Annotated in this window: 18 protein-coding genes; 5 read left to right on the plus strand and 13 right to left on the minus strand. The window is 73.6% G+C overall.

Annotation, left to right across the window (positions count from 1 at the left end):
- Genes ACGFZP_RS15430 through ACGFZP_RS15450 form a run of 5 tightly spaced genes read right to left on the minus strand, consistent with a single transcriptional unit; the run spans position 1 to position 5,375 of the window.
- On the minus strand, positions 1-1,014 hold the full coding sequence (locus ACGFZP_RS15430; protein WP_392932492.1) for an ABC transporter ATP-binding protein: 1,014 nt from the start codon (positions 1,012-1,014) through the stop codon (positions 1-3).
- Positions 1,011-1,826, minus strand: a complete 816-nt coding sequence (locus ACGFZP_RS15435; RefSeq protein WP_392932494.1) for an ABC transporter ATP-binding protein — start codon at positions 1,824-1,826, stop codon at positions 1,011-1,013. The genes ACGFZP_RS15430 and ACGFZP_RS15435 overlap by 4 nt, the downstream gene beginning before the upstream one ends.
- The gene (locus ACGFZP_RS15440; RefSeq protein WP_392932496.1) at positions 1,823-2,815 is read right to left on the minus strand and encodes an ABC transporter permease; all 993 of its coding nucleotides are present in this window, start codon (positions 2,813-2,815) and stop codon (positions 1,823-1,825) included. Before ACGFZP_RS15440 ends, ACGFZP_RS15435 begins: the two co-directional genes overlap by 4 nt.
- Positions 2,812-3,693, minus strand: coding sequence for an ABC transporter permease (locus ACGFZP_RS15445; protein WP_392932498.1), 882 nt, complete (start codon positions 3,691-3,693; stop codon positions 2,812-2,814). The genes ACGFZP_RS15440 and ACGFZP_RS15445 overlap by 4 nt, the downstream gene beginning before the upstream one ends.
- Complete coding sequence (locus tag ACGFZP_RS15450) at positions 3,690-5,375, minus strand: ABC transporter substrate-binding protein (RefSeq protein WP_392932500.1); 1,686 nt, start codon at positions 5,373-5,375, stop codon at positions 3,690-3,692. Before ACGFZP_RS15450 ends, ACGFZP_RS15445 begins: the two co-directional genes overlap by 4 nt.
- A gap of 98 nt (positions 5,376-5,473) precedes the next feature.
- Between ACGFZP_RS15450 and ACGFZP_RS15455 the strand changes: the two genes are divergently transcribed.
- Complete coding sequence (locus ACGFZP_RS15455; protein ID WP_392932502.1) at positions 5,474-6,445, plus strand: LysR substrate-binding domain-containing protein; 972 nt, start codon at positions 5,474-5,476, stop codon at positions 6,443-6,445.
- Between the two features lie 260 nt (positions 6,446-6,705).
- On the opposite strand, the gene ACGFZP_RS15460 is transcribed toward ACGFZP_RS15455, so the two are convergent.
- Together ACGFZP_RS15460 and ACGFZP_RS15465 are read right to left on the minus strand one after the other, a co-directional pair.
- Entirely contained in the window at positions 6,706-7,038 is a 333-nt protein-coding gene (locus ACGFZP_RS15460) for a hypothetical protein (RefSeq protein ID WP_392932504.1), read from the minus strand.
- Between the two features lie 544 nt (positions 7,039-7,582).
- A complete protein-coding gene (locus ACGFZP_RS15465) occupies positions 7,583-8,389 on the minus strand; it encodes an exodeoxyribonuclease III (RefSeq protein ID WP_392932506.1) in 807 nt (268 codons plus the stop codon).
- A 291-nt stretch (positions 8,390-8,680) separates the two neighbouring features.
- Here ACGFZP_RS15465 and ACGFZP_RS15470 point away from each other — a divergent pair, with 291 nt between their 5' ends.
- The gene (locus tag ACGFZP_RS15470) at positions 8,681-9,454 is read left to right on the plus strand and encodes a GntR family transcriptional regulator (RefSeq protein ID WP_392933464.1); all 774 of its coding nucleotides are present in this window, start codon (positions 8,681-8,683) and stop codon (positions 9,452-9,454) included.
- Between the two features lie 108 nt (positions 9,455-9,562).
- Here ACGFZP_RS15470 and ACGFZP_RS15475 read toward each other — a convergent pair whose 3' ends face one another.
- Positions 9,563-10,744, minus strand: a complete 1,182-nt coding sequence (locus ACGFZP_RS15475) for an ROK family protein (RefSeq protein ID WP_392932508.1) — start codon at positions 10,742-10,744, stop codon at positions 9,563-9,565.
- 500 nt (positions 10,745-11,244) lie between these two features.
- On the opposite strand from ACGFZP_RS15475, the gene ACGFZP_RS15480 reads away from it, so the two are divergent.
- The gene (locus tag ACGFZP_RS15480) at positions 11,245-11,823 is read left to right on the plus strand and encodes a class I SAM-dependent methyltransferase (protein ID WP_392932510.1); all 579 of its coding nucleotides are present in this window, start codon (positions 11,245-11,247) and stop codon (positions 11,821-11,823) included.
- A 253-nt stretch (positions 11,824-12,076) separates the two neighbouring features.
- A complete protein-coding gene (locus ACGFZP_RS15485; RefSeq protein ID WP_392932511.1) occupies positions 12,077-12,514 on the plus strand; it encodes a GNAT family N-acetyltransferase in 438 nt (145 codons plus the stop codon).
- 109 nt (positions 12,515-12,623) lie between these two features.
- On the opposite strand, the gene ACGFZP_RS15490 is transcribed toward ACGFZP_RS15485, so the two are convergent.
- Entirely contained in the window at positions 12,624-13,844 is a 1,221-nt protein-coding gene (locus ACGFZP_RS15490) for an LLM class flavin-dependent oxidoreductase (RefSeq protein ID WP_392932513.1), read from the minus strand.
- Positions 13,841-15,187 (minus strand): NtaA/DmoA family FMN-dependent monooxygenase, encoded by a 1,347-nt coding sequence (locus ACGFZP_RS15495; protein WP_392932515.1) that lies wholly within the window; start codon positions 15,185-15,187, stop codon positions 13,841-13,843. The genes ACGFZP_RS15490 and ACGFZP_RS15495 overlap by 4 nt, the downstream gene beginning before the upstream one ends.
- Positions 15,188-15,549: 362 nt before the next feature.
- Here ACGFZP_RS15495 and ACGFZP_RS15500 point away from each other — a divergent pair, with 362 nt between their 5' ends.
- Positions 15,550-16,143 carry a hypothetical protein gene (locus tag ACGFZP_RS15500; protein WP_392932517.1) on the plus strand — a complete coding sequence of 198 codons (594 nt, stop codon included), beginning with the start codon at positions 15,550-15,552 and terminating at the stop codon, positions 16,141-16,143.
- Positions 16,144-16,253: 110 nt separating this feature from the next.
- Here the strand turns inward: ACGFZP_RS15500 and bioD are convergent, their stop codons facing one another.
- Genes bioD through bioB form a run of 3 tightly spaced genes read right to left on the minus strand, consistent with a single transcriptional unit; the run spans position 16,254 to position 19,532 of the window.
- Positions 16,254-16,991, minus strand: a complete 738-nt coding sequence (gene bioD, locus ACGFZP_RS15505) for a dethiobiotin synthase (protein WP_392932519.1) — start codon at positions 16,989-16,991, stop codon at positions 16,254-16,256.
- Positions 16,988-18,289, minus strand: coding sequence for an adenosylmethionine--8-amino-7-oxononanoate transaminase (locus tag ACGFZP_RS15510; RefSeq protein ID WP_392932521.1), 1,302 nt, complete (start codon positions 18,287-18,289; stop codon positions 16,988-16,990). Before ACGFZP_RS15510 ends, bioD begins: the two co-directional genes overlap by 4 nt.
- Positions 18,290-18,308: 19 nt before the next feature.
- Positions 18,309-19,532, minus strand: coding sequence for a biotin synthase BioB (gene bioB / locus ACGFZP_RS15515; protein WP_392932523.1), 1,224 nt, complete (start codon positions 19,530-19,532; stop codon positions 18,309-18,311).
- Positions 19,533-19,642: the final 110 nt, after the last annotated feature.

Raw genomic sequence — 19,642 nt, forward strand, 5'->3', positions numbered from 1 at the left:
TCACTGGTGCGACTCCGGGTGGTGACAGGCGACTTCGTGGCCCGGCGCGATCTCCCGCAGGGCGGGTCGCTCGGCGGCGCAGCGGTCGTCGGCTTTCGGGCAGCGGGTGCGGAAGCGGCAGCCGCTGGGCGGGTTCAGTGGGCTGGGCAGGTCGCCGCGGAGCACGATGCGCTCGCGGCCGCGCTCGGCGTCCGGGTCGGGCAGCGGTACGGCGGACAGCAGGGCGCGGGTGTAGGGGTGGGCCGGCGTGGCGAACAGGGAGTCGCGGTCGGCGGTCTCGACGACGGACCCGAGGTACATGACGGCGATCCGGGTGCTGATCTGCCGGACGGCGCCGAGGTCGTGGGCGATGAACAGGTAGGCGAGACCGTACTGGTCCTGGAGGTCCTTGAGCAGGTTGAGGATCTGGGCCTGCACCGAGACGTCGAGGGCGGAGACCGGCTCGTCGCACACCACCAGCTTCGGCCGCAGGGCCAACGCGCGGGCGATGCCGATGCGTTGGGCCTGGCCGCCGGAGAATTCGTGCGGGTGGCGGTCGGCGTGTTCGGCCTTGAGCCCGACCCGTTCCAGGAGCCGTTCCACCGGCTCGTCGGGTTCCAGCCCCTGGTAGGCGAAGGGCGAGGCGAGGATCCGGCGGACGCTCTGGCGGGGGTTGAGCGAGGAGAGCGGGTCCTGGAAGACCATCTGGAGTTCGCGGCGGACCGGGCGCAGCCGGCGTTCGTCGAGGTCGTCGAGGTCCTGCCCGGCGAATCGGATGGTGCCGGAGGTCGGCCGCTCCAGCCGGGTGAGCAGGCGGGCCACGGTGGACTTGCCGCAGCCGGACTCGCCGACCAGGCCGAGGGTTTCGCCCGGGCCGACCCGCAGCGAGACGCCGTCGACGGCGGTGACGTGTCCGGTGAGGCGCCGGGTGAGGCCGTGCCGGACGGGGAAGCGTTTGACGAGGCTGCGGGTTTCGAGCAGAGGGGTTGCGAGCAAGGGGGTGTCCGGCTTGGGAGTTTCCAGCGGGTGGCTCATGAGCTCGCCTCCAGGGTGGGCAGCCGGTGCGGCAGCGGCCCGTCGACGCGCGGCACGCAGGCGAGCAGGCCCCGGGTGTAGGCCTCCTGCGGCCGGTGGAAGACGTCGTGGACGGTGCCGCGTTCGACCGCGCGGCCGTCGTGCATCACGACGACCTGGTCCGCGAGTCCGGCGACCACGCCCATGTCGTGGGTGATCAGCATGATCGCGGTACCGGCCTCCTGCCGCAGCTCGCGCAGCAGGTCGAGGATCTGGGCCTGGACGGTGACGTCGAGCGCGGTGGTCGGCTCGTCGGCGATCAGCAGGTCCGGCTCCAGGCACAGCGCCATCGCGATCATCACCCGCTGGCGCATCCCGCCGGAGAACTCGTGCGGGTAGGAGCGGGCGCGCCGTTCGGGCTCGGGGATGCCGACGCGCTCCAGCATCCGGACGGCGACCCGGTGGGCCGCTTTCCGCCCGGCCCGGTGGTGGGCCCGGTAGGCCTCGGCGATCTGGAAGGCCACCGGGTAGTACGGGTTGAGGCAGGACAGCGGGTCCTGGAAGACCATGGCGATCCGGTTGCCGCGCAGGCGGCGCAGGGAACGTTGGTCCATGCCCGTCAACTCGCGTCCTTCGAAGCGGATTTCGGCGCTGACCCGGGCATCGCGGGGCAGTAGCCCGAGCACGGCGAGGCTGGTGACGGACTTGCCGCTGCCGGACTCCCCGACCACGCCGAGCACCTGCCCGGCCGCGAGGTCGAGGTCGAGTCCGTCGACGGCACGGACACCGGAGGCGAAGTCGACCGTCAGGTCTCGTACGGTGAGGAGGGTCATCCGACGGCCCTCACTCTCGGGTCGAGCACGGCGTGGACGAGGTCGACCATCAGGTTGGCGAGCACCACGAAGCCGGCGGCGAACAGCGTCACGCCGAGGATCACCGGCTGGTCGGCGCCCGCGATGGCGTCGGCGGCGAGCTTGCCGACACCGGGCAGGCCGAACACCGACTCGGTGATGAGCGCACCGCCGAGCAGGGCGCCGAGGTCCATGCCGAAGATCGTCACGATCGGCATCAGCGCGGGTCGCAGCGCATGGCGCCGTACCACGGTGACCTCGGCCAGGCCCTTGGCGCGCGCCGTGCGGACGTAGTTCTGGCCGAGGCTCTCCAGCATCTCGCTGCGGGTGACCCGGGCGTACACGCCGGCGTAGAGCATGGCCAGGGTGATCCAGGGCATCACCATCGACTGCGCCCAGCCGGCCGGGTCCTCGGTGAGTGGGACGGCCGTCGGGTAGGGCAGCACGTTCAGCTCGACCACCAGCAGGTACTGGAGCACCAGCGCGGTGAAGTAGACCGGCAGCGAGACACCGCCGAGGGCAGCCGTCATCGCGGCGCGGTCCCAGAGGCTGCCGCGCCGCAGCGCGGACACCACGCCCGCCGCCACGCCGACGGCCAGCCACAGCAGGGCTGCGCCGACGGCGATGGAGACGCTGACGGGCAGCCGGCCGGTCAGCATCCGCCAGACCGGCTGGTTCGTCTGGAAGCTGAAGCCCAGGCAGGGGAACGGGCACTGGACGGCCTGCGCGCCGTTGCCGTAGCTGCGGCCGGTGACGATGCCGCCGAGGTAGTCCCCGAACTGGGCGAGCGGGGAGCGGTCCAGGCCGAGGGTGGCACGGATCGCGGCGAGCCGTTCGGGGCTGCAGGCCTTGCCGCAGGCGCCCTGGGCCGGATCGGCGGGCATCAGGTAGAAGATCGCGAAGGTGATGGCGCAGATCACCAGCAGGACGAGTGCGGTGACGACCAGTCTTCGCAGCAGGTAGAGGATCATCGTGGTGTGCTCCGGGGGTCGAGCGTGTCGCGCACGGCGTCGCCCAGCACGTTGAACGCGAGCACGGTGACGAACAGTAGGACGCCGGGGACGAGGAAGTAGGCGGGGTCGGCGGCGTACCAGGGCACGGCGGTGGCGATCATCTGCCCCCAGGAGGGCGTCGGCGGTTGCACGCCCACGCCGAGGAAGGACAGTCCGGCCTCGGTGGCGACGCAGGCCGGGATCGACATCGTCGCCACCACCAGCACCGGTCCGGTCAGGTTGGGCAGTACCTCGCGCAGCAGCAGGGTCCGCCGGGACGCGCCGAGCACCCGGGCCGCCGCCACGAACTCGCTGCGGGCGAGCACCATCGCCTGCCCGCGCACGATCCGCCCCACGTACGGCCAGCCGAAGAACCCGAGCACCACGACCAGCAGCAGCCGGCGGTCGGCACCGGGCGCGGCCGAGATCAGCGCGATCATGAAGATCAGGCTGGGGAAGGACATCAGCAGGTCCATCAGCCGGCCGATGACGGTGTCGGTCCAACCGCCGAGGAAGCCGGCGAGCAGGCCGAGTGCGGTGCCGAGGACGAGGGACACGGTGGTGGCCAGGACGGCGATCAGCAGGGAGACCCGCGCGCCGTACACCACCCGGGCGAGCACGTCCCGGCCGTTGACGGGCTCCACACCCAGCCAGTGCTCGGCGCTGATCCCGCCCGCGACCCCGCGTGGCAGTCCGCCGAGCGCCGGGTCCACCGCCTCGCCGTGGAAGGCCGTCGGGGAGCTGCCGGCCAGCCAGGTGATCAGCGGGGCGGCGAGTGCGGTGAGCACCAGCAGGGCAACCGCGGTCAGCGCCAGCGCCGCCGAGCGCTGGGCCAGCAGCTTTCGCAGGACGGTCACTTCCGCAGCCCCAGCGAGACGAGGTCGAGCCGGCCGACGAAGGCGGTGTGCCCGTACGCGCCGGTCACGTTCGGTCCGACCAGGACGGCGGCCCGGTCCCAGAGGAAGGGGACGACGGGGGCGTCCCGCATGATCCGCTTGGCGAGCTCGCCGTACGCGCTCTGCGCGGTGGCCGGGTCGCCCACGGCCGCGATCTCGTCCAGCCGGGCGTCGACGTCGGGGGAGTCGTACTGGGCGCGGTTGTTGTTGCCCTCGGGCGTGATCAGCCGGCCGTCGAACAGGATCGGCAGGTAGGTGGAGGCGCCCGGCCAGTCCGGTGTCCAGCCGTCGATCACCAGGTCGTGCTGCCGGGCGGGGCTGCCGACCGTGCTGTAGAAGGCCGAGGAGCTGATCTCGTTGATCTTCACGGTGATGCCGGCCCGGGCGAGCGAGGCCTGCACCGCCTCGCCCTGTGCCTTGCCGCCGGCGGTGGCCGGGGTGTCGAGGGTGAGCTCCAGGCCGGAGGCGTGACCGGCCTCGGCGAGCAGGGCCTTGGCCTTGTCCGGGTCGCCCTTGCCGTCCTTGCTCGGGTACGGGTCCTCGGGGGCCGCGCCGATCAGGGTGGGGGGCAGCAAGGTGGTGGCGAGGTCTCCCGCGATCGGGCCGCCGCGGGTGGTGCGCAGGGCGTCCTTGTCCAGCGCGAACGCGATGGCCTGCCGCACCCGGACGTCGTCCAGCGGCCGGTGCCCGGTGTTGATGCCGAGGAAGCGGGTGTTGATGGACTCGCCGGTGACCAGGCGCTTCTTCAGCTGCGGGTCGTTCATCACCCGTCCGACCGAGGCCGGACCGATCGGCTCCAGCGCGACGGCGTCGGCGTCCTCGCCCTGACCGGCGATCAGCCGCTGGTCGACCACCGCGGGGTCGAGGTTGAGGTCGATGACGACCTTGTCCGGCAGGCCCTTGCGGACGCTGTCGGTGGCCCGGTCCCACGCGGGGTTGCGGACCAGGGTGAGCCGCTTCTTGGGCTCGAAGGTGTCGATCCGGTACGGGCCGGAGGAGAACGGGCGGTTGTCGTAGCCCACGCCGGTGTCCTTGTCCTGCGGCACCGGGGCGAACATCGGCAGCGATACGGCGGAACCGAAGTCGGCCACCGGGCGGTTGAGCCGGAAGACGATGGTCCGCTCGTCCGGGGTCTCGATCGACGCGAGCCCGGCCGGGTCCTTGTACGGCCCCTTGTACGTTTCGCCGCCCGCCAGCCAGAGCCGGGCGTACGGCGGGCCCTCGGGCAGTTCGGCGGCGAAAGTGCGCTCGACGCCGTACTTGACGTCCTTGCTGGTGACGGGCCGGCCGTCCTCGAACTTCACGCCCTCCTTGAGGGTGAAGGTCCAGGTCCGCGCGCCGTCGGCGGGGCGACCGGTGTCGGTGGCCAGGTCCGGGACGATCTGCCCGCCGGCCTGCCCGGGGGCGGGGGCGAACGTGGTGAGCGTCCGGTAGACGAGCCGGCCCACGTCCTGGGTGGAGGTGACGTAGGCTCGGGCCGGGTCCAGGTGCTCCAGGTCGATGCTGGAGAGGACGTGCAGGGTCCCGCCCGGCGCCGGGGTGGCGTCCGCGGCCGCACCGCTGCCGTCCGGCCCGCCACAGGCGGCCGCCGACAGCAGTCCGAGGGCCGCGGTCAGGGCGCATGCGGCTCTTCGTGTCCTCATGTGTCCCCCTTCTGTGCGATATGACATTTCACATGTGGGACAAGATTGGGCTGCCCGGACCCCTTTCGGGAGCTCTCAGCTGCCCATAACATCCGCTTATGGAGCTTGAAATACGGCATCTGCGGATGATCTGCGCCATCGCCGAGACCGGCAGCCTCACCCGTGCCGCCGCCTCGCTCCGGCTCACCCAGCCGGGCCTCAGCGCCCAACTGCGGCGGATCGAGAGCATGTTGGGCGGCCCGCTGTTCGACCGCCGACCCACCGGCGCCGTCCCGACCGCCTTCGGCGAGACCGTGCTCACCCGCGCCCGCGCCGTCCTCCCCACCGTCGACGAGCTGCTGAACGCCTCCACCCTGGCCGCCCGCACCGACAGCTCGACCTCCCGCATCCGGATCGGGTCCGTCAACGCCCCGCTGCTCGGCGGGCTGATAACCGCACTGCGCACCCACCGACCCGGGACGCGGATCGCCTCCCGCGCCCAGGGCTCGTCCGTTCCCCTGATCGACGACCTCGCGCACGGGCGCCTCGACGCCGCCGTGGTCGGCGACTGCCCCGGCTACGAGCTGCCCGCGCGGCCGGGGGTGGTCCTGCGGCCGGTGGTCACCGAGCCCGTGTTCGTCGCCCTGCCGGCCGGCCACCGCCTCGCCGCCCGGCCGGAGGTCCACCTGGGCGAACTGGAGGACGAGGACTGGGTCTCACCGCGCCCGGACGACGACCGGGTCCGCGAGTACTGGTCCACCACCTTCCATGCGACCGGCCACCGGATGCGCACCGTCCACGAGGCGGAGGGGCGGCTGCTGCTCGAACTGGTCCGCAGCGGGCACGCGGTGAGTCTGTGCCAGGCCACCTTCGAGGAGGTGCCGGGCATCGCCGTACGGCCCATCGCCGGCGACCCGCTCTGGTACCGGCACCTGATCGCCTGGCACCAGGCGGGTCAGCTGGCCGCCCTGGACACGGCACTCGTCGAGCACGCGCGCGCGGCCCACCGGGTCGCGGCCGAGCGCAGCTCGGCGTACCAGCGGTGGCTCCGCGTCGCCGGGGACCGATGCACGGCGGCGGCCACGGGCTGACCCCGCCCGAGGCGGAGGACCTTGCGGGCGTTCCGGGAACGCGGCCGGCGGGTCACCGGCGGCGACTGCCCGCCGGCCCGGCAGGTGCGCCTGCCAGTGTTACCGGGGGATGCCCAGTCCACTGGCCAGGTGGGCCGGTTCCTCCCGGTAGAGCTTGTCCGGGCTGCTCGTCCGCGACCGAGGGCGATGCTCGGGTCGGCTCGCGCGTAGGGGGGCTCGGACGTCGTCCGGGCCGGCCCCTGCCACCCTTCTCGGCGCGCTCATCCAGCCGCGTACTGCTCAACCCGTCCACCGTCGTTGCAGAGGGACAGCAGGACACCGAGGACGGTCGCGGTGGTGAGGATGCCCCGGTGGTCCAGATGGACGGTGCCCGCGTCCACGACGTTCCACGGCTCATGGACGACCGGCGTGGTCAGCCGCAGGTGGGCCGAGGCGGGCCAGGAGCCGTCGCCGTTCCGCCGGTCGGGGAGGCTCCTGAGCGGCTCGTGCGGTGCGGGGAAGCGCAGGGCGAGCCGGCAGCGCAGGAGGAGCGCCGTCTCGAAGGCGCCGTCGGGCACGTAGTGGCGCACCGCCGCGCGGGTCGGTTCGAGCATTCGGTCCGCCACCGGCCGGCGGTGCGGCCCGGTGAGGAGGTCGAGGGACGACGCTGTCGGGTAGAGCGGAGTCAGCCACCAGTACGGGCTGTCCGATGAGGAGTGGGGCAAGCACGCACAGGGCCTGGAGCAGCCCGCCCTGTGCTGAGCGGACCACTACGGGTTCTGACGCAAGTGGTCTGACCGGTGGCGGTGGGTCACAGGTACTTTGGCCGGTCAGACTCCTGGTCCGGCTCCGATCGCTGACCGTTGCGCGGCTCGACATCGTCCGGCTTTCGGTGGGCGAGCCCGATTGGTGGAGGGCCTCGGCAGCCACCGGGCGGCGGGGTGAACCCCGGCGTCCGGTGGCTGCCCAGCGGCGGTGACCACCCGCTGGCCGACACGGCGACGGCAGGCTGAGCCGAGGGCGCCCCTGCGGCGACGCCTTCGCGCTTGCCCGGCTGGTCGTTGCAGTAGGGCAAGCCGGGGCCCCAAGCACGCTTCATGGGAATCGAGCCGAGCCGACGGTGGCCAGTCAGACCTTGCGGATGGAGTAGCGACGCTGCTAGTCGTTGTCGAAGTCGAACACGGCCGTGACGGGTGCGTGGTCGCTCCAGCGCTCCGCATGGGTGGCTGCGCGTTCGACGTAGGCCTTGATGGCGGTGTCCGCGAGTTTCCGGGTGGCCATCAGGTAGTCGATGCGCCAGCCGGAGTCGTTGTCGAAGGCGCGGCCGCGGTAGGACCACCAGGTGTAGGGGCCGGTGCGGTCGGGGTGGAGGGCGCGGACGACGTCGACGTAGCCGGTCTCGTCGTGGACGCGGGAGAGCCAGGCCCGCTCCTCGGGGAGGAAGCCGGCGGCCTTCTGGTTGGCCTTCCAGTTCTTGAGGTCCTCGGGGCGGTGGGCGATGTTCCAGTCGCCGCAGACCACGACCTCCCGGCCCTCGGCGGCGGCGCGGGTGCGCAGCTTGCCGAGGTGGACCAGGAACTCGGCCATGAAGCGTTCCTTTTCCTCCTGGCGTTCGGTGCCGACCTCACCGGAGGGGAGATAGAGGCTGGCCACGGTCAGCCCGGGAAGGTCGATTTCTACATACCTGCCCGAATTGTCGAATTCGGCTGACTCGAAACCGATCGTCGTCCGCACCGGCTCCTGTCGGGAAAGCACTGCCACTCCGGCCCGGCCCTTGGCGGCGGCCGGTGCCCAGACCGCGTGCCAGCCATCCAGGTCGCGCAGTTCGGCGGGCAGCTGTCCGGGCTCGGAGCGCACCTCCTGCAGGCAGACCACGTCCGCCTCGGTGGCCGCCAGCCACTCGACGAAGCCCTTCTTGGCCGCTGCCCGGATTCCGTTCACGTTCACACTCGTCACCACGATCACCCGGGAAGCCTACCCAGCGGGGGCCGCCCGGGTGGAAACGGCGCGGCGGGCGTGTGGCCTGCGGCGGGGGCGTTTGAGGTGACGTGAACGCGGCATGAATCCCCGCGACATCCTCACCAACCCCCGTCATTGGTCTTGACCATCTCCGGATGCAGCCCCTAGTGTCACTTACTGCAAGGACCTTTAATAAAGAAGGACGGATAAAGCCCGCTCTCCCACCTGCCGCAACAGCGGACAGCGGGCCGGATCCGCCCATCTTTCGGCAGGGCGGACAAACGGGTGGAGGCCATGGTGGGGACGACAGGACAGCTCGCGGCGGTACCGGAACCGAAGTACTGGCACCTGCGTACGGTGCTGCTCCGCGCCATCGACACGGAGTTCTCCACCGGTCAGGTCCTCCCCAACGAGCGCGAGCTCTCCGCCCGCTTCGGGGTGGCCCGGGCCACGCTGCGCCAGGCGCTCGACCAGCTGGAGCTGGAGGGCCGCCTGGTCCGCCGCCGGGGCATCGGCACCCTGATCGCCGCCCCCCGGGTCGGCGTCCCGGTCAACCGGCACGAGGAGGGCTGGCCGGGTACCGCCCGCAGCCAGGCCTGGCGCACGGTCGACTGCACCACCGCCCCCGCGACCGCCCGACTGGCCAAGGGCCTCGGCATCGCGGAGGGGGCCACCGTGCACACCGTCCGCCGGGTCCGCATGGTGCAGGGCCAGAACATGGCCACCGAGTCGCTGCACGTGCCGGCCTCCGCCCTGCCGCACCTGCCGGGCTTTCGCGCCGAGAGCGACCGGGCCCGTTCGGTGCTGCGCCAGCTGGAGCGCCTGGAGGTCGACGGCGAGTCCCGCGCGGTCGAGCTCGGTGTCGCCGAGGCTGAGGAGGCCTCCCTGCTGGAGCGCCCGCCCGGCACGCCCGTCCTGGTGATGACCACCCAGTACGCCGCCGCCGGCCGCCTGGTCGCCCTCTCGGTCTCCACCTACCGGGCGGACACCTGCAAGCTCACCTTCGGTGAGACCGGCCTCGTCGAGGTCACCCCCGTCGGTGCGACCTCCGAGGTCCGCACCGCCTCCTGAACCATTTGCCGCACACCCTCAGGCCAAGGCCCGGACGCTCAACGAGCGCCCGGGCCTTGGCCGTTGTGCGGGCCATCGGGAGCGAGGGGCGGGCGGGCCGCCCGGGCCTCAGGCCCGGGCGGCGGCGCCGGTCGGGGGGTCGACGGCGAAGAGCTGCTCCTCGACGTGGTCCAGGGCGACCCGGAGGGCGCCCATCGCGACCACCTCGGAGCCGAGGGCGGCCAGCGCCACCTCGGGGGCGCGCAGGGTGAAGCGGGAGAGGCGCTCGCGCAGCGGCTCCAGGACGCCGTCCAGACCGGCCGCCCAGCCGCCGACCACCACCAGCTGGGGGTCGATCGCCAGCACCAGGGCCGCCACGTCGTGCACCAGCCGGGCGAGGAAGCGGTCCATCGCGACCCGGGCCACCTCGTCGCCCTCGCGGGCCAGCCGCAGGACGCGGGCCACCGCGGCCTCGTCCAGCGGGTCCAGCGGCTTGCCGGTGGTGGACAGCAGACGCTCGGGGGTCACCTCCTGGCCGAGCAGGTGGAGGGCGCCGATCTCGCCGGCGGCGCCGCCGAAACCGCGGTGCAGCCGCCCGTTGATCAGTGAGCCCGCGCCGGGGCTGAGCCCGGCCATCACGAACACGACGTCGTCCGCGCCGACCGCCGCGCCCTGCCAGTGTTCGGCGATCGCGGCCAGGTTGGCGTCGTTCTCGATCAGCACCGGGCAGCGGAACGAGCGGCGCAGCCGCGCTCCCAGGTCCAGACCGGTCCAGCCGGGCATCGCGGTGCCGAGCTGCACGGTGCCGTCCCGGTCCACGATGCCGGGGGTGCCGACGCCGACCGCCCACAGGTTGTCGCGGGAGATCCCGGCCTTGCGCAGCACCTCGGCGACCACGGTACGGACGGCGGTCAGCCGCTCCTCCGCGTCCAGGCCCTCGTCGACCGGTCTGAAGTGACTGCCGACCACCTCGCCGGTGAGGTCGGCGAGGACGACGCGGATGTCGTGCACCCCGATCTCCACGGCGAGGATGTGCCCCGCCTCGGCGCGGAACCGGAACCACCGGGCCGGGCGGCCGCGCTGGCGGCCCCCGCCGGGCTGGCCGCCGTTCTGCGGCTGGTCGACCTCGGCGACCAGGCCGGTCTCGACCAGGCCCTCGATGACGCCCTCCACCGTGGGCCGGGACAGTCCGGTGTCCCCGACCAGTTGAGTGAGGGTCACCGAGTGTCCGGCCCGCAGTGCCCTCAGCGTGACCGCGGCGTTGATCCGCCGAAGCAGCGAGGAGTCCCCTCCGGTGAGCCGATCCGCCAAGATGCTGCCCTTCGCCGTTCGCGCGACTGCCCTGGCGCGCGGTGCCGAGTGCGCGGGATCCACCGAATGGTCCGCGAGAATCCGCCGCCCGGAACGCGGGCACGGCAGCGCTGGGCCGCCTGCGCCAAGGCCGGAGGGCATGTGCCGGATGCTACCCGGGCCCGGGCCCGGCGGGCGAGCATCTTCGCAGCTCATCCAGGCTTCGGTATCGAAATGGTACGCATCGTCTGGCGCTGCGTGATCCTGCCCGCCGGATCGCCGGGCGGGCGGCCGACGGCAGGCCGAGAGTGGGCCGGCGGCAGGTTGATGACGGGTCGGCGGTGGACCTACGGCGGAGCCGACGGCGGGCCGGGGCGGGTCGGGCGGAGCTCTATGCTGCGGGCATGCTGAACGAGACGCGCGCGGTTCACCCGGGCGCAAGCACTGTGTCGGACCAAGGCTTCGTCCGGAGTGAGACCCGTCCGGCTCTCGTTCCCTTCGTCCCCGAGATCAGCCTCCACATGGCCGACGACGCCATCGCCCTGTGGGAGACGACGGAGTCGGCCCGCGGCGAGATCGGCCTTCCGCCGCCGTTCTGGGCGTTCGCCTGGGCCGGGGGGATGGGCGTCGCCCGCTATGTGCTCGACCACCCGGAGGTGGTGGCCGGGCGGACCGTGCTCGACCTGGCGGCCGGCTCCGGACTGGTCGGGATCGCGGCGGCGCTGCGGGGGGCCTCGGCCGTCCGGGCCGCGGAGATCGACCCGCTCGCGGTGGCGGCCATCGCGGTCAACGCCGAGGAGAACGGCGTCCGGGTGGACGCGTCGGTCGAGGATCTGCTCGACGGGGACGGCGGGCCGGCCGAGGTGGTCCTGGCTGGGGACGTGTTCTACGAGCGGGAGATGGCCGCCCGGTTCCTGCCGTTCCTGGAGCGGGCCCAGGCCAGGGGGGCCGTGGTGATCGTCGGAGACCCGGGGCGGGCCTACCTGCCGCGCGGGCGGTTCACCGCGCTGGCCGTCTATCAGGTACCGGTCGTCGCCGACCTGGAGGACGCCGCCGTCAAGGCCACCACCGTCTGGGAGCTCGCCCGCCGGGAGGGCTGAGGGCCCCGGCCCTAGGCCGTGTCTGACAGTTCCCGCCGGGCGCGCGATGCCGGGCAGCCTCCCCCAGCCTCCGGCCGGGAGGTGCCCCCACCGCATCTACTCCCTCCTCCGCCTTGCGACGCACGCACCCCGACGCCGCCCCGCCCGCCCTCCGGGCGAACGACGGGGGCTTGAAGACAGGCCCTTGGCCGCGGACCGTCCGGCCCGCGAAATTCCCGGCCGCCGGGCGGACGGCCCTGGTAGACACGCCCGCATGACCGACGACATCGTGCTGCGCACCGCCACCCCCGACGAGGTCCCCGCCGTGCTCGCCCTCTGGGCCCGGGCCGCCAAGGGCACCAGCATCACGGACGACGCCGACGGCGTGGCCGCGCTGCTCGCCCGGGATCCGGAGTGCCTGATCGTCGCGACCCGGGCCGGTGGCGGCGGGGCCCTCCTCGGCACCGTCATCGCGGGGTGGGACGGCTGGCGCTGTCACCTCTACCGGCTCGCCGTCGACCCGGACCACCGCCGCCAGGGCATCGGTGCCGCGCTGCTGGCGGCCGCCGAGGACCGCTTCGCCGCCCTGGGCGGGCGTCGTGCGGACGCCATGGTGCTCGACGACAACCCGCTCGGGCAGCGCACCTGGACGGCGGCCGGCTATGGGCCGCAACCGGCCTGGACCCGCTGGGTGAAGCCGTTGTCCGCCTGATGCCCGATGCCTGACGCGTCCGGCGTGATGCCAGGTGCCTGACGCCGACCGGCCCGCCCACTGACGCCTCGGCACCCCGGGCCCGGTACCCCGCTCGGCTTTGGCCGACCTACACCCGGGCCGACCGGGCCGCCGCATAGCGGCCGACCGGGCGGGTGAGGCCGAGGTGCCCGCGGAGGGTGTCCGCCGTGTACGCCTCCCGGAAGGCGCCGCGGCGCCGCAGCTCCGGGACCAGCGCGCGGGTGACGGCGGTCAGGTCGTGCGGCAGCTCGCCGGGGCGCAGGCGGAACCCGTCCAGGCCGGCCGCCTGCCAGTCGAGCAGCAGGTCGGCGAGCTCGGACGGCGTACCGGTGAACACCTCCGCGTCGGAGGCGAGCGGTGCGCCGTCCAGTTCGTCCAGGCGTTCCTTGCGCCGGGAGGCGGCGCCGGGCCGCTCGTCCAGGAAGACCAGCAGGTCGGCGAACGCCCGCAGCGGCAGGGAGTCGGGGCGGCCGACGGCGGCCCTGGCCGCGGCGACCTCGGCGAGGACGGCCGCCGCGCCCGCGCGCGAGTGCGGCGTCACGAAGACGAGGTCGGCACCCTTCGCGGCGAGTTGGTAGGGGATGCCGGCATGTGCGAGGACGGCGACCGGCGGCTGGCCCTGCGGCGGGCGCGGGGTGATGGACGGGCCGCGCACGCTGAAGTGCTCGCCGGTGAAGTCGACCGGGTGGAGCCGGGCGCGGTCGACGAACCGGCCGGTGGCGCTGTCGCGGATCTCCGCGTCGTCGTCCCAGCTGTCCCAGAGCCGCCGGACCACCTCGACCACGTCGGCGGCCTCGTCGAAGAGCGGGCGCAGCCGCCCGGCGACGAGCTCGGGGTCGCGGATGTCGTCCCGGGTGAGCTGCGGGGTCCGGCGGCGCCCGAAGTGCGCGGAGTCGTCGGCGCGGGCGGAGAGCTGCGGGCGCCAGCCGGCCCGGCCCCGGCTGGCGAAGTCGAGGGTGGCGATGGCGGTGGAGAGGTGGAACGGCTCGGTGTGGGTGACGTTGGTGGTCGGGACGAGTCCGATCCGCGAGGTCAGTGGCGCCACCCGGCTCGCCACCAGGACGGCGTCCAGGCGGCCGCGGACCTGGTCGGTCCGGTCGTCCGGTCCGGTGAGGTCGGCGGACTGCAGGGCCAGGGCGTCCTCGAAGGTGACGAGGTCGAGCAGGCCGTGCTCGGCCTCGGCGACCAGGTCGGCCCAGTAGCCGGCGGTGAACAGCGCGCCCGGTCGGGCGCCGTCCGCGCGCCAGGCGGCGGGGTGCCAGCCGGCGCCGTCCAGGGCGACGGCGAGGTGCAGGGGCTGCTGGCTCATGAGGCCGGGGCCTCCTTCCGGGCGGCGGTCAGACCGAGGTGGTCGCGGAGGGTCGTGCCGGTGTAGTCGGTGCGGTACACGCCCTTCTCCTGGAGCAGCGGGACGACCCGGTCGACCAGGTCGTCCAGCCCGCCGGGGATCAGGTGCGGGGCGATGACGAAGCCGTCGGAGCCGTCGCTCTGCACGAACTCGTCCATCGCGTCGGCGACTTCGCGGGGCGTTCCGATGAAGGTCTGCCGTCCGGTGACCTCGGTGACCAGCTCCCGCAGGCTCAGCCCGCGTTCCTCGGCGAGCTCACGCCACTGCCGGGCGGTCGCCGCCCGGTCGGTGCGGAACAGGGCGTGGCCCTTGAGCAGCAGGCTGTCCGGGTCCGGGTCGACGTCGGGCAGCGGCCCGTCCGGGTCGTGGGAGGACAGATCCCGGCCCCAGACCGCCTCCAGGTAGGCGATCGCCGTCTCCGGTCCGACCTGGGCGCGGCGGATCTCGGCGGCGCGCTCGTGCGCCTCCTCGGTGGTGTCGCCGATGACGTAGGTGACGGCGGGCAGGATCTTCAGGTCCTCCGGCGAGCGGCCGTACGCGGCGAGCCGGCCCTTGACGTCCCGGTAGAACTCCCGGGCCTCGGTGAGCCTGCCGTGCCGGCTGAAGATGACGTCCGCGTCGGAGGCGGCGAACTCCCGCCCCTCCGGGGACTCGCCCGCCTGGATGACCACCGGGTGGCCCTGCGGCGGGCGCGGGGTGTTGAACCGGCCCGCGATGTCGAAGTGCGCTCCCCGGTGGGCGAACCCGCCAGCCCCGGCCCGGACGAAGCGGCCGGCGGCCTGGTCCGCGAGGACGTCGTCCGCCGCCCAGCTGTCCCACAACTCCCGTGCGGTCCGCAGGAATTCTGCGGCCCTGGTGTAGCGGTCGGACTCCGCGAGGAACCCGCCCCGGCGGAAGTTCTCGCCGGTGAACTCGTCGAAGCTGGTCACCACGTTCCAGGCCGCCCGGCCCTCGCTCAGGTGGTCCAGCGCGGCCAGCCGCCGCGCCACCTCGTACGGTTCGTTGAACGTGGAGTTGACGGTGGCGGCGAGTCCGAGCCGCGAGGTCACGGCGGCCAGGGCGCTCAGTACGGTCAGCGACTCCGGCCGCCCGACCACGTCGAGTTCGTAGACTTCGCCCTTGTGTTCGCGCAGTCGAAGCCCCTCCGCGAGGAAGAAGAAGTCGAACCGCCCCCGCTCGGCCGTCTGCGCGAAGCGGAGGAAGGAGTCGAAGTCGATCTGACTGCGGGCCTCGGGATGGGACCAGACGGTGGTGTTCCCGATGCCGGGGAAGAACGCGGCGAGGTGGATCTGCTTACCGGGCACGACGGTTGATCGCCTCCTGGGGTCCGAGGTGAGGACCCGCCCATCCTGTGCACGGCCGCAGGCGGGGGGCAACGGATGCAATCAACTGTTCACGGGCGGAAACGCCGCGTCCGGCCGGGTTGTCCGGGGGTCACACGGTGGGCGCGGGAGGGGCCGTGAGCCTCGGCCGCCGGCAGGGGCCGAGGCGGTGTCGGAGCCTCGCCGATCCCGCGCTCGGAGCCTGCCGAGCCACCTGGTGACGTCTGCTCAACTCCCGTGGTCACCGGGTGAGTCAGGGTGTGCCGACCAGGCTGTCGGAGGGGGCGGGTACGCTGGGCGGACTTCTCCGGGTGCGGACCGGGGACACGGCCAGCGGGGGGACCATGACAGAGCACGCCACGGGTACGACACCGGCGCGGCGCGGCGGTACGGCCGGGCTCGCGGCGGGCGCCCTCGCGCTGCTGCTCGCGGCCACCGGCTGCAGCAGCGCCGGGACCACCGCGGCGCCCTCCCGCTCGGCGGCACCGGCACCGCCCACCACCGGGGCACCCGCCACGCCATCGGCCTCCTCCGTACCGCAGTCGACGCCCACGCAGTCGACGCCCCCGCCCGTCGTCCCGCCCGTCCTGCCGTCCGCGTCGGTGGAGCCGTCGGCGCCCAGCGATCCCGTCCCCGTGATCTACGGCTGCACGGGGGACCCGCTCTCGGAGCCGAGGTCCTTCCCCGTGGGGTGCGGCGCCGGCACCGGGCAGTTGGACGGGCTGACCTGGAAGGACTGGGGCGGGCTGGCCGCCACCGGCACGGGTCGGCTGTGGCAGACCACGGCGGCCGGCGGCGTGGCCGCCTACCCCGCCACGGTGACGCTCGGCGGCCTGGCCGGCGGCGACTACACCACCATGCGGATCTCCGCGCCCAAGGCGGACAAGGCGAACCTCGAACTCGCCCTCGCCAAGACCGGCCCGACGCTCAAGGGCTGACGCCCGCGGCCGACGGTCCAGACGCTCAACGCTCAACGCTCAACGCTCAAAGCGGGCGGCGCCGGGGCACGCACCCCGGCGCCGAACCCCGACGCCGCACCCGCCGCCGACTACTGCGGCCGCTGCGCCCGGGCGAACTCCACCGCGTCCCACCGGCCGCCGAGCGCCGGGGCCAGCGAGTCGAGCGCCCGCGCGGGGAAGCCGGCCGCCACGGCGGCACCCGAGGGGAGCGCCCCGAGCAGCGGCGCGCCCGCCGAGCGGGGCAGGTCGGCGAGGTTGCAGCGGTCGGCCAGGCCGGGGGAGTCGGGCCAGGCACCGATGACCACGCCGAGCAGGTCCAGCCCGCGGGCGGTCAGCGCCTCCGCGGTCAGCGCCGTGGTGTTGAGCGTGCCGAGGCCCGCCGTCGCGACCAGCAGCACCTGGGCCGGCAGACCGAGGCCCAGCACCGCCCGCGCCTGGTCGGCGAGGGTGTGGCCCTCGTCGTCGTAGCGGACCAGCAGGCCCCCGGCGCCCTCGACCAGCACGAGGTCGTGCCCGGCGGCGAGCTCGGCGACGGCCTGGGCCACCTCGGCGGGCGAGACGGTCGGCCGACCGGCCCGGCGGGCGGCGGTGTCCGGGGCCAGCGGCTCGGGGTAGCGGGCGAGTTCGCGGGTGGTCAGCGGGGCGCCGACCAGCCGGACCACCTCGTCCGCGTCGCCCCGCTCGTGGGGGGTGACGCCCGTCTGGCCCGGCTTGAGCACGGCGACCTTCAGGCCGCCCTGCAGCGCGGCCGAGGCGACCGCGGCCGTGGTGACGGTCTTGCCGACCTCGGTGCCCGTGCCGGTGACGAACAGGATCCGCGCGCTCATCCGGCCACCGCCGCAGCGGTCACGGCGGCGCCGATCCGGGCCACGTCCTCGTCGCCGGTCACATAGGGCGGCATGGTGTAGATCAGGTCGCGGAACGGTCGCAGCCAGACGCCCTCCCGGGCGGCCGCCTCGGTGGCGGCCACCACGTCCACCGGGTGGTCCAACTGCACCACGCCGATCGCGCCCTGGACCCGCACGTCCTTCACCCCCGGCAGCTCCGCGGCCCCGGCCAGGCCCTCCCGGAGCCCGGCGCCGACCCGCTTCACCTCGACCTCCCAGTCCTGCCCGAGCAGCAGGTCGAGCGAGGCGTTGGCGACCGCCGCCGCCAGCGGGTTGCCCATGAACGTGGGCCCGTGCGCCAGCACCGGCATCTCGCCCCGGCTGATCCCGTCCGCGATCTCACCGGTGCACAGCGCCGCGGCCAGCGTCAGGTAGCCGCCGGTCAGCGCCTTGCCCAGGCACATCACGTCCGGTGAGACCCCGGCGTGGTCCGCCGCGAACAGCGCGCCGCTGCGCCCGAAGCCGGTGGCGATCTCGTCGAAGACGAGCAGCACGCCGTGGCGGTCGCACAGGTCGCGCAGCATCCGCAGGTAGGCGGGGGAGTGGAACTGCATCCCGCCCGCGCCCTGCACCACCGGCTCGACGATCACGGCCGCCAGCTCGTCGGCGTGGCGCTCCACCAACTCCTCGAAGCGGGCCGCGTACCCGGCGTCCAGCGGCGCGTCGAAGCCGGCCGGCGGCTGCGGCGCGAAGAGCTGGTCGGGCAGCACGCCGCCCCACAGGTGGTGCATGCCGCCCTGCGGGTCGCAGACCGACATCGGGTGGAAGGTGTCCCCGTGGTAGCCGCCGCGCCAGGTGAGCAGCCGGCGCTTCTCCGGCCGGCCGATGGACTGCCAGTACTGCAGGCACATCTTCATCGCGACCTCGACGGCCACCGAGCCGGAGTCGGACAGGAAGACGTGCTGGAGCGGTTCCGGCGTGATCTCCACCAGCCGGGCGGCCAGCCGGACGGCGGGCTCGTGGGTGAGCCCGCCGAACATCACATGGCTCATCCGGCCCAGCTGGTCGCGCACCGCCTCGTCCAGCACCGGGTGCCGGTAGCCGTGGATGGCCGCCCACCAGGACGACATCCCGTCGACCAGTTCCCGGTGCCCCGCGACGGGTTGGGCGAGCCGGAGCCGCACGCCGGACGCGGACTCGACCACGTACGGGGTGACGGTGCCGGGCATCGGCCCGTACGGGTGCCAGACGTGGGCCCGGTCGAGGGCGAGCAGGGTGTCTGCGGACAGCTGAGCCATGATGGATTCCCCGGGGTGGTCAGGCGTTGGGTGCCAGCTCGGTGCCGGCCCCGCGACGGCGGACCCGGACCAGGTCGCTGCGCAGCCCGTCACCGGCGGCCTCGGCGGCTTCCTCGGTACCGGCCGGCTCGGCCGCCTCGTCGACGGTGCCACCGCAGCCGGTGGTCGCGGCGCCGTGCCCGCCGCAGGGCCCGCAGCCGCCGCCCGTCCCGCAGGAGTCGCCCGCGGCGGCCACGTCGGACCGGTGGCGGGGCAGGGTCGCCTCGCCGGCGCCCTCCACCTCGAAGCCGGCGTCCTTGATCATGTCGAGGTCGGCCTGGCCGGCCTGGCCCTCGCTGGTCAGGTAGTCGCCGAGGAAGATCGAGTTGGCGATGTGCAGGCCCAGCGGCTGCATCGAGCGCAGGTGGACCTCGCGGCCGCCCGCGATCCGCACCTCGACGTCCGGGCAGACGAACCGGACCATCGCCAGGATGCGCAGGCAGCGCTGCGGGGTGAGGTTCCACTCCTTGGCCAGCGGGGTGCCCTCGAACGGGATCAGGAAGTTCACCGGCACCGAGTCGGAGCCCAGCTCGCGCAGCGCGAAGACCACGTCGACCAGGTCCTCGTCGGTCTCGCCCATGCCCGCGATCAGGCCCGAGCAGGCAGACAGGCCCGCGCCGTGGGCCTTCTGCACGGTGTCCACCCGGTCCGCGTAGGTGTGGGTGGTGGTGATGCCGCCGTAGGTGCCCTCGGAGGTGTTGAGGTTGTGGTTGTAGGCGTCGGCGCCGGCCGCCTTCAGCCGCTCCGCCTGGTTGTCGGAGAGCAGGCCGAGGCAGGCGCAGATCTCGACCGCCGGGTCGGCGTCCTTGATGGCGGCGATGGTGTCGGTCACCCGGTCGATGTCACGGTCCGTCGGGCCGCGGCCGCTGGCCACCAGGCAGACCCGCTTGGCACCGCCGGAGACCCCGGCGCGGGCCGCGTCGGCGGCCTGGTCCGGCTTCAGCCAGGTGTACTTGAGGATCTCGGCCTTCGAGCCCAGGCGCTGCGAACAGTACGAGCAGTCCTCCGGGCAGAGCCCGCTCTTCAGGTTCACGAGGTAGTTGAGCTTGACCCGGCGGCCGAACCACTGCCGGCGCACCCGCCCGGCGGCCGCGACCACGTCCAGCAGCTCGTCGTCGGTGGTGGCGAGGACGGCCAGGGCTTCTTCCCGGGTGGGGACGTCCCCGCGCAGGCCCTTGGCGGTGAGGGTATCGAGCAGATCCATGGGCTCGATCCTGCCTGCTGGCCGTCGGCCGACGCCAGAGGAAACCCACCAGAAGATCCCCGGGAGGATGTGCGAGTTGTCACAGCTCCGAAGCTCACGGTAGTGGTGCA

Origin of the sequence: Kitasatospora sp. NPDC048239 (genome assembly GCF_043202015.1) — a bacterium.
Lineage (GTDB): Bacteria > Actinomycetota > Actinomycetes > Streptomycetales > Streptomycetaceae > Kitasatospora.

Coding starts and splice junctions, on each gene's coding strand:
- ACGFZP_RS15480 (WP_392932510.1), top strand. CDS start 11,245: ATGGCCGACGACGCCATCGCCCTGTGGGAGACGACGGAGTCGGCCCGC.
- ACGFZP_RS15500 (WP_392932517.1), top strand. CDS start 15,550: ATGACAGAGCACGCCACGGGTACGACACCGGCGCGGCGCGGCGGTACG.
- ACGFZP_RS15435 (WP_392932494.1), bottom strand. CDS start 1,826: ATGACCCTCCTCACCGTACGAGACCTGACGGTCGACTTCGCCTCCGGT.
- ACGFZP_RS15440 (WP_392932496.1), bottom strand. CDS start 2,815: ATGATCCTCTACCTGCTGCGAAGACTGGTCGTCACCGCACTCGTCCTG.
- ACGFZP_RS15460 (WP_392932504.1), bottom strand. CDS start 7,038: ATGCTCGAACCGACCCGCGCGGCGGTGCGCCACTACGTGCCCGACGGC.
- bioB (WP_392932523.1), bottom strand. CDS start 19,532: ATGGATCTGCTCGATACCCTCACCGCCAAGGGCCTGCGCGGGGACGTC.
- bioD (WP_392932519.1), bottom strand. CDS start 16,991: ATGAGCGCGCGGATCCTGTTCGTCACCGGCACGGGCACCGAGGTCGGC.
- ACGFZP_RS15490 (WP_392932513.1), bottom strand. CDS start 13,844: ATGAGCCAGCAGCCCCTGCACCTCGCCGTCGCCCTGGACGGCGCCGGC.
- ACGFZP_RS15430 (WP_392932492.1), bottom strand. CDS start 1,014: ATGAGCCACCCGCTGGAAACTCCCAAGCCGGACACCCCCTTGCTCGCA.
- ACGFZP_RS15455 (WP_392932502.1), top strand. CDS start 5,474: ATGGAGCTTGAAATACGGCATCTGCGGATGATCTGCGCCATCGCCGAG.
- ACGFZP_RS15485 (WP_392932511.1), top strand. CDS start 12,077: ATGACCGACGACATCGTGCTGCGCACCGCCACCCCCGACGAGGTCCCC.
- ACGFZP_RS15510 (WP_392932521.1), bottom strand. CDS start 18,289: ATGGCTCAGCTGTCCGCAGACACCCTGCTCGCCCTCGACCGGGCCCAC.
- ACGFZP_RS15450 (WP_392932500.1), bottom strand. CDS start 5,375: ATGAGGACACGAAGAGCCGCATGCGCCCTGACCGCGGCCCTCGGACTG.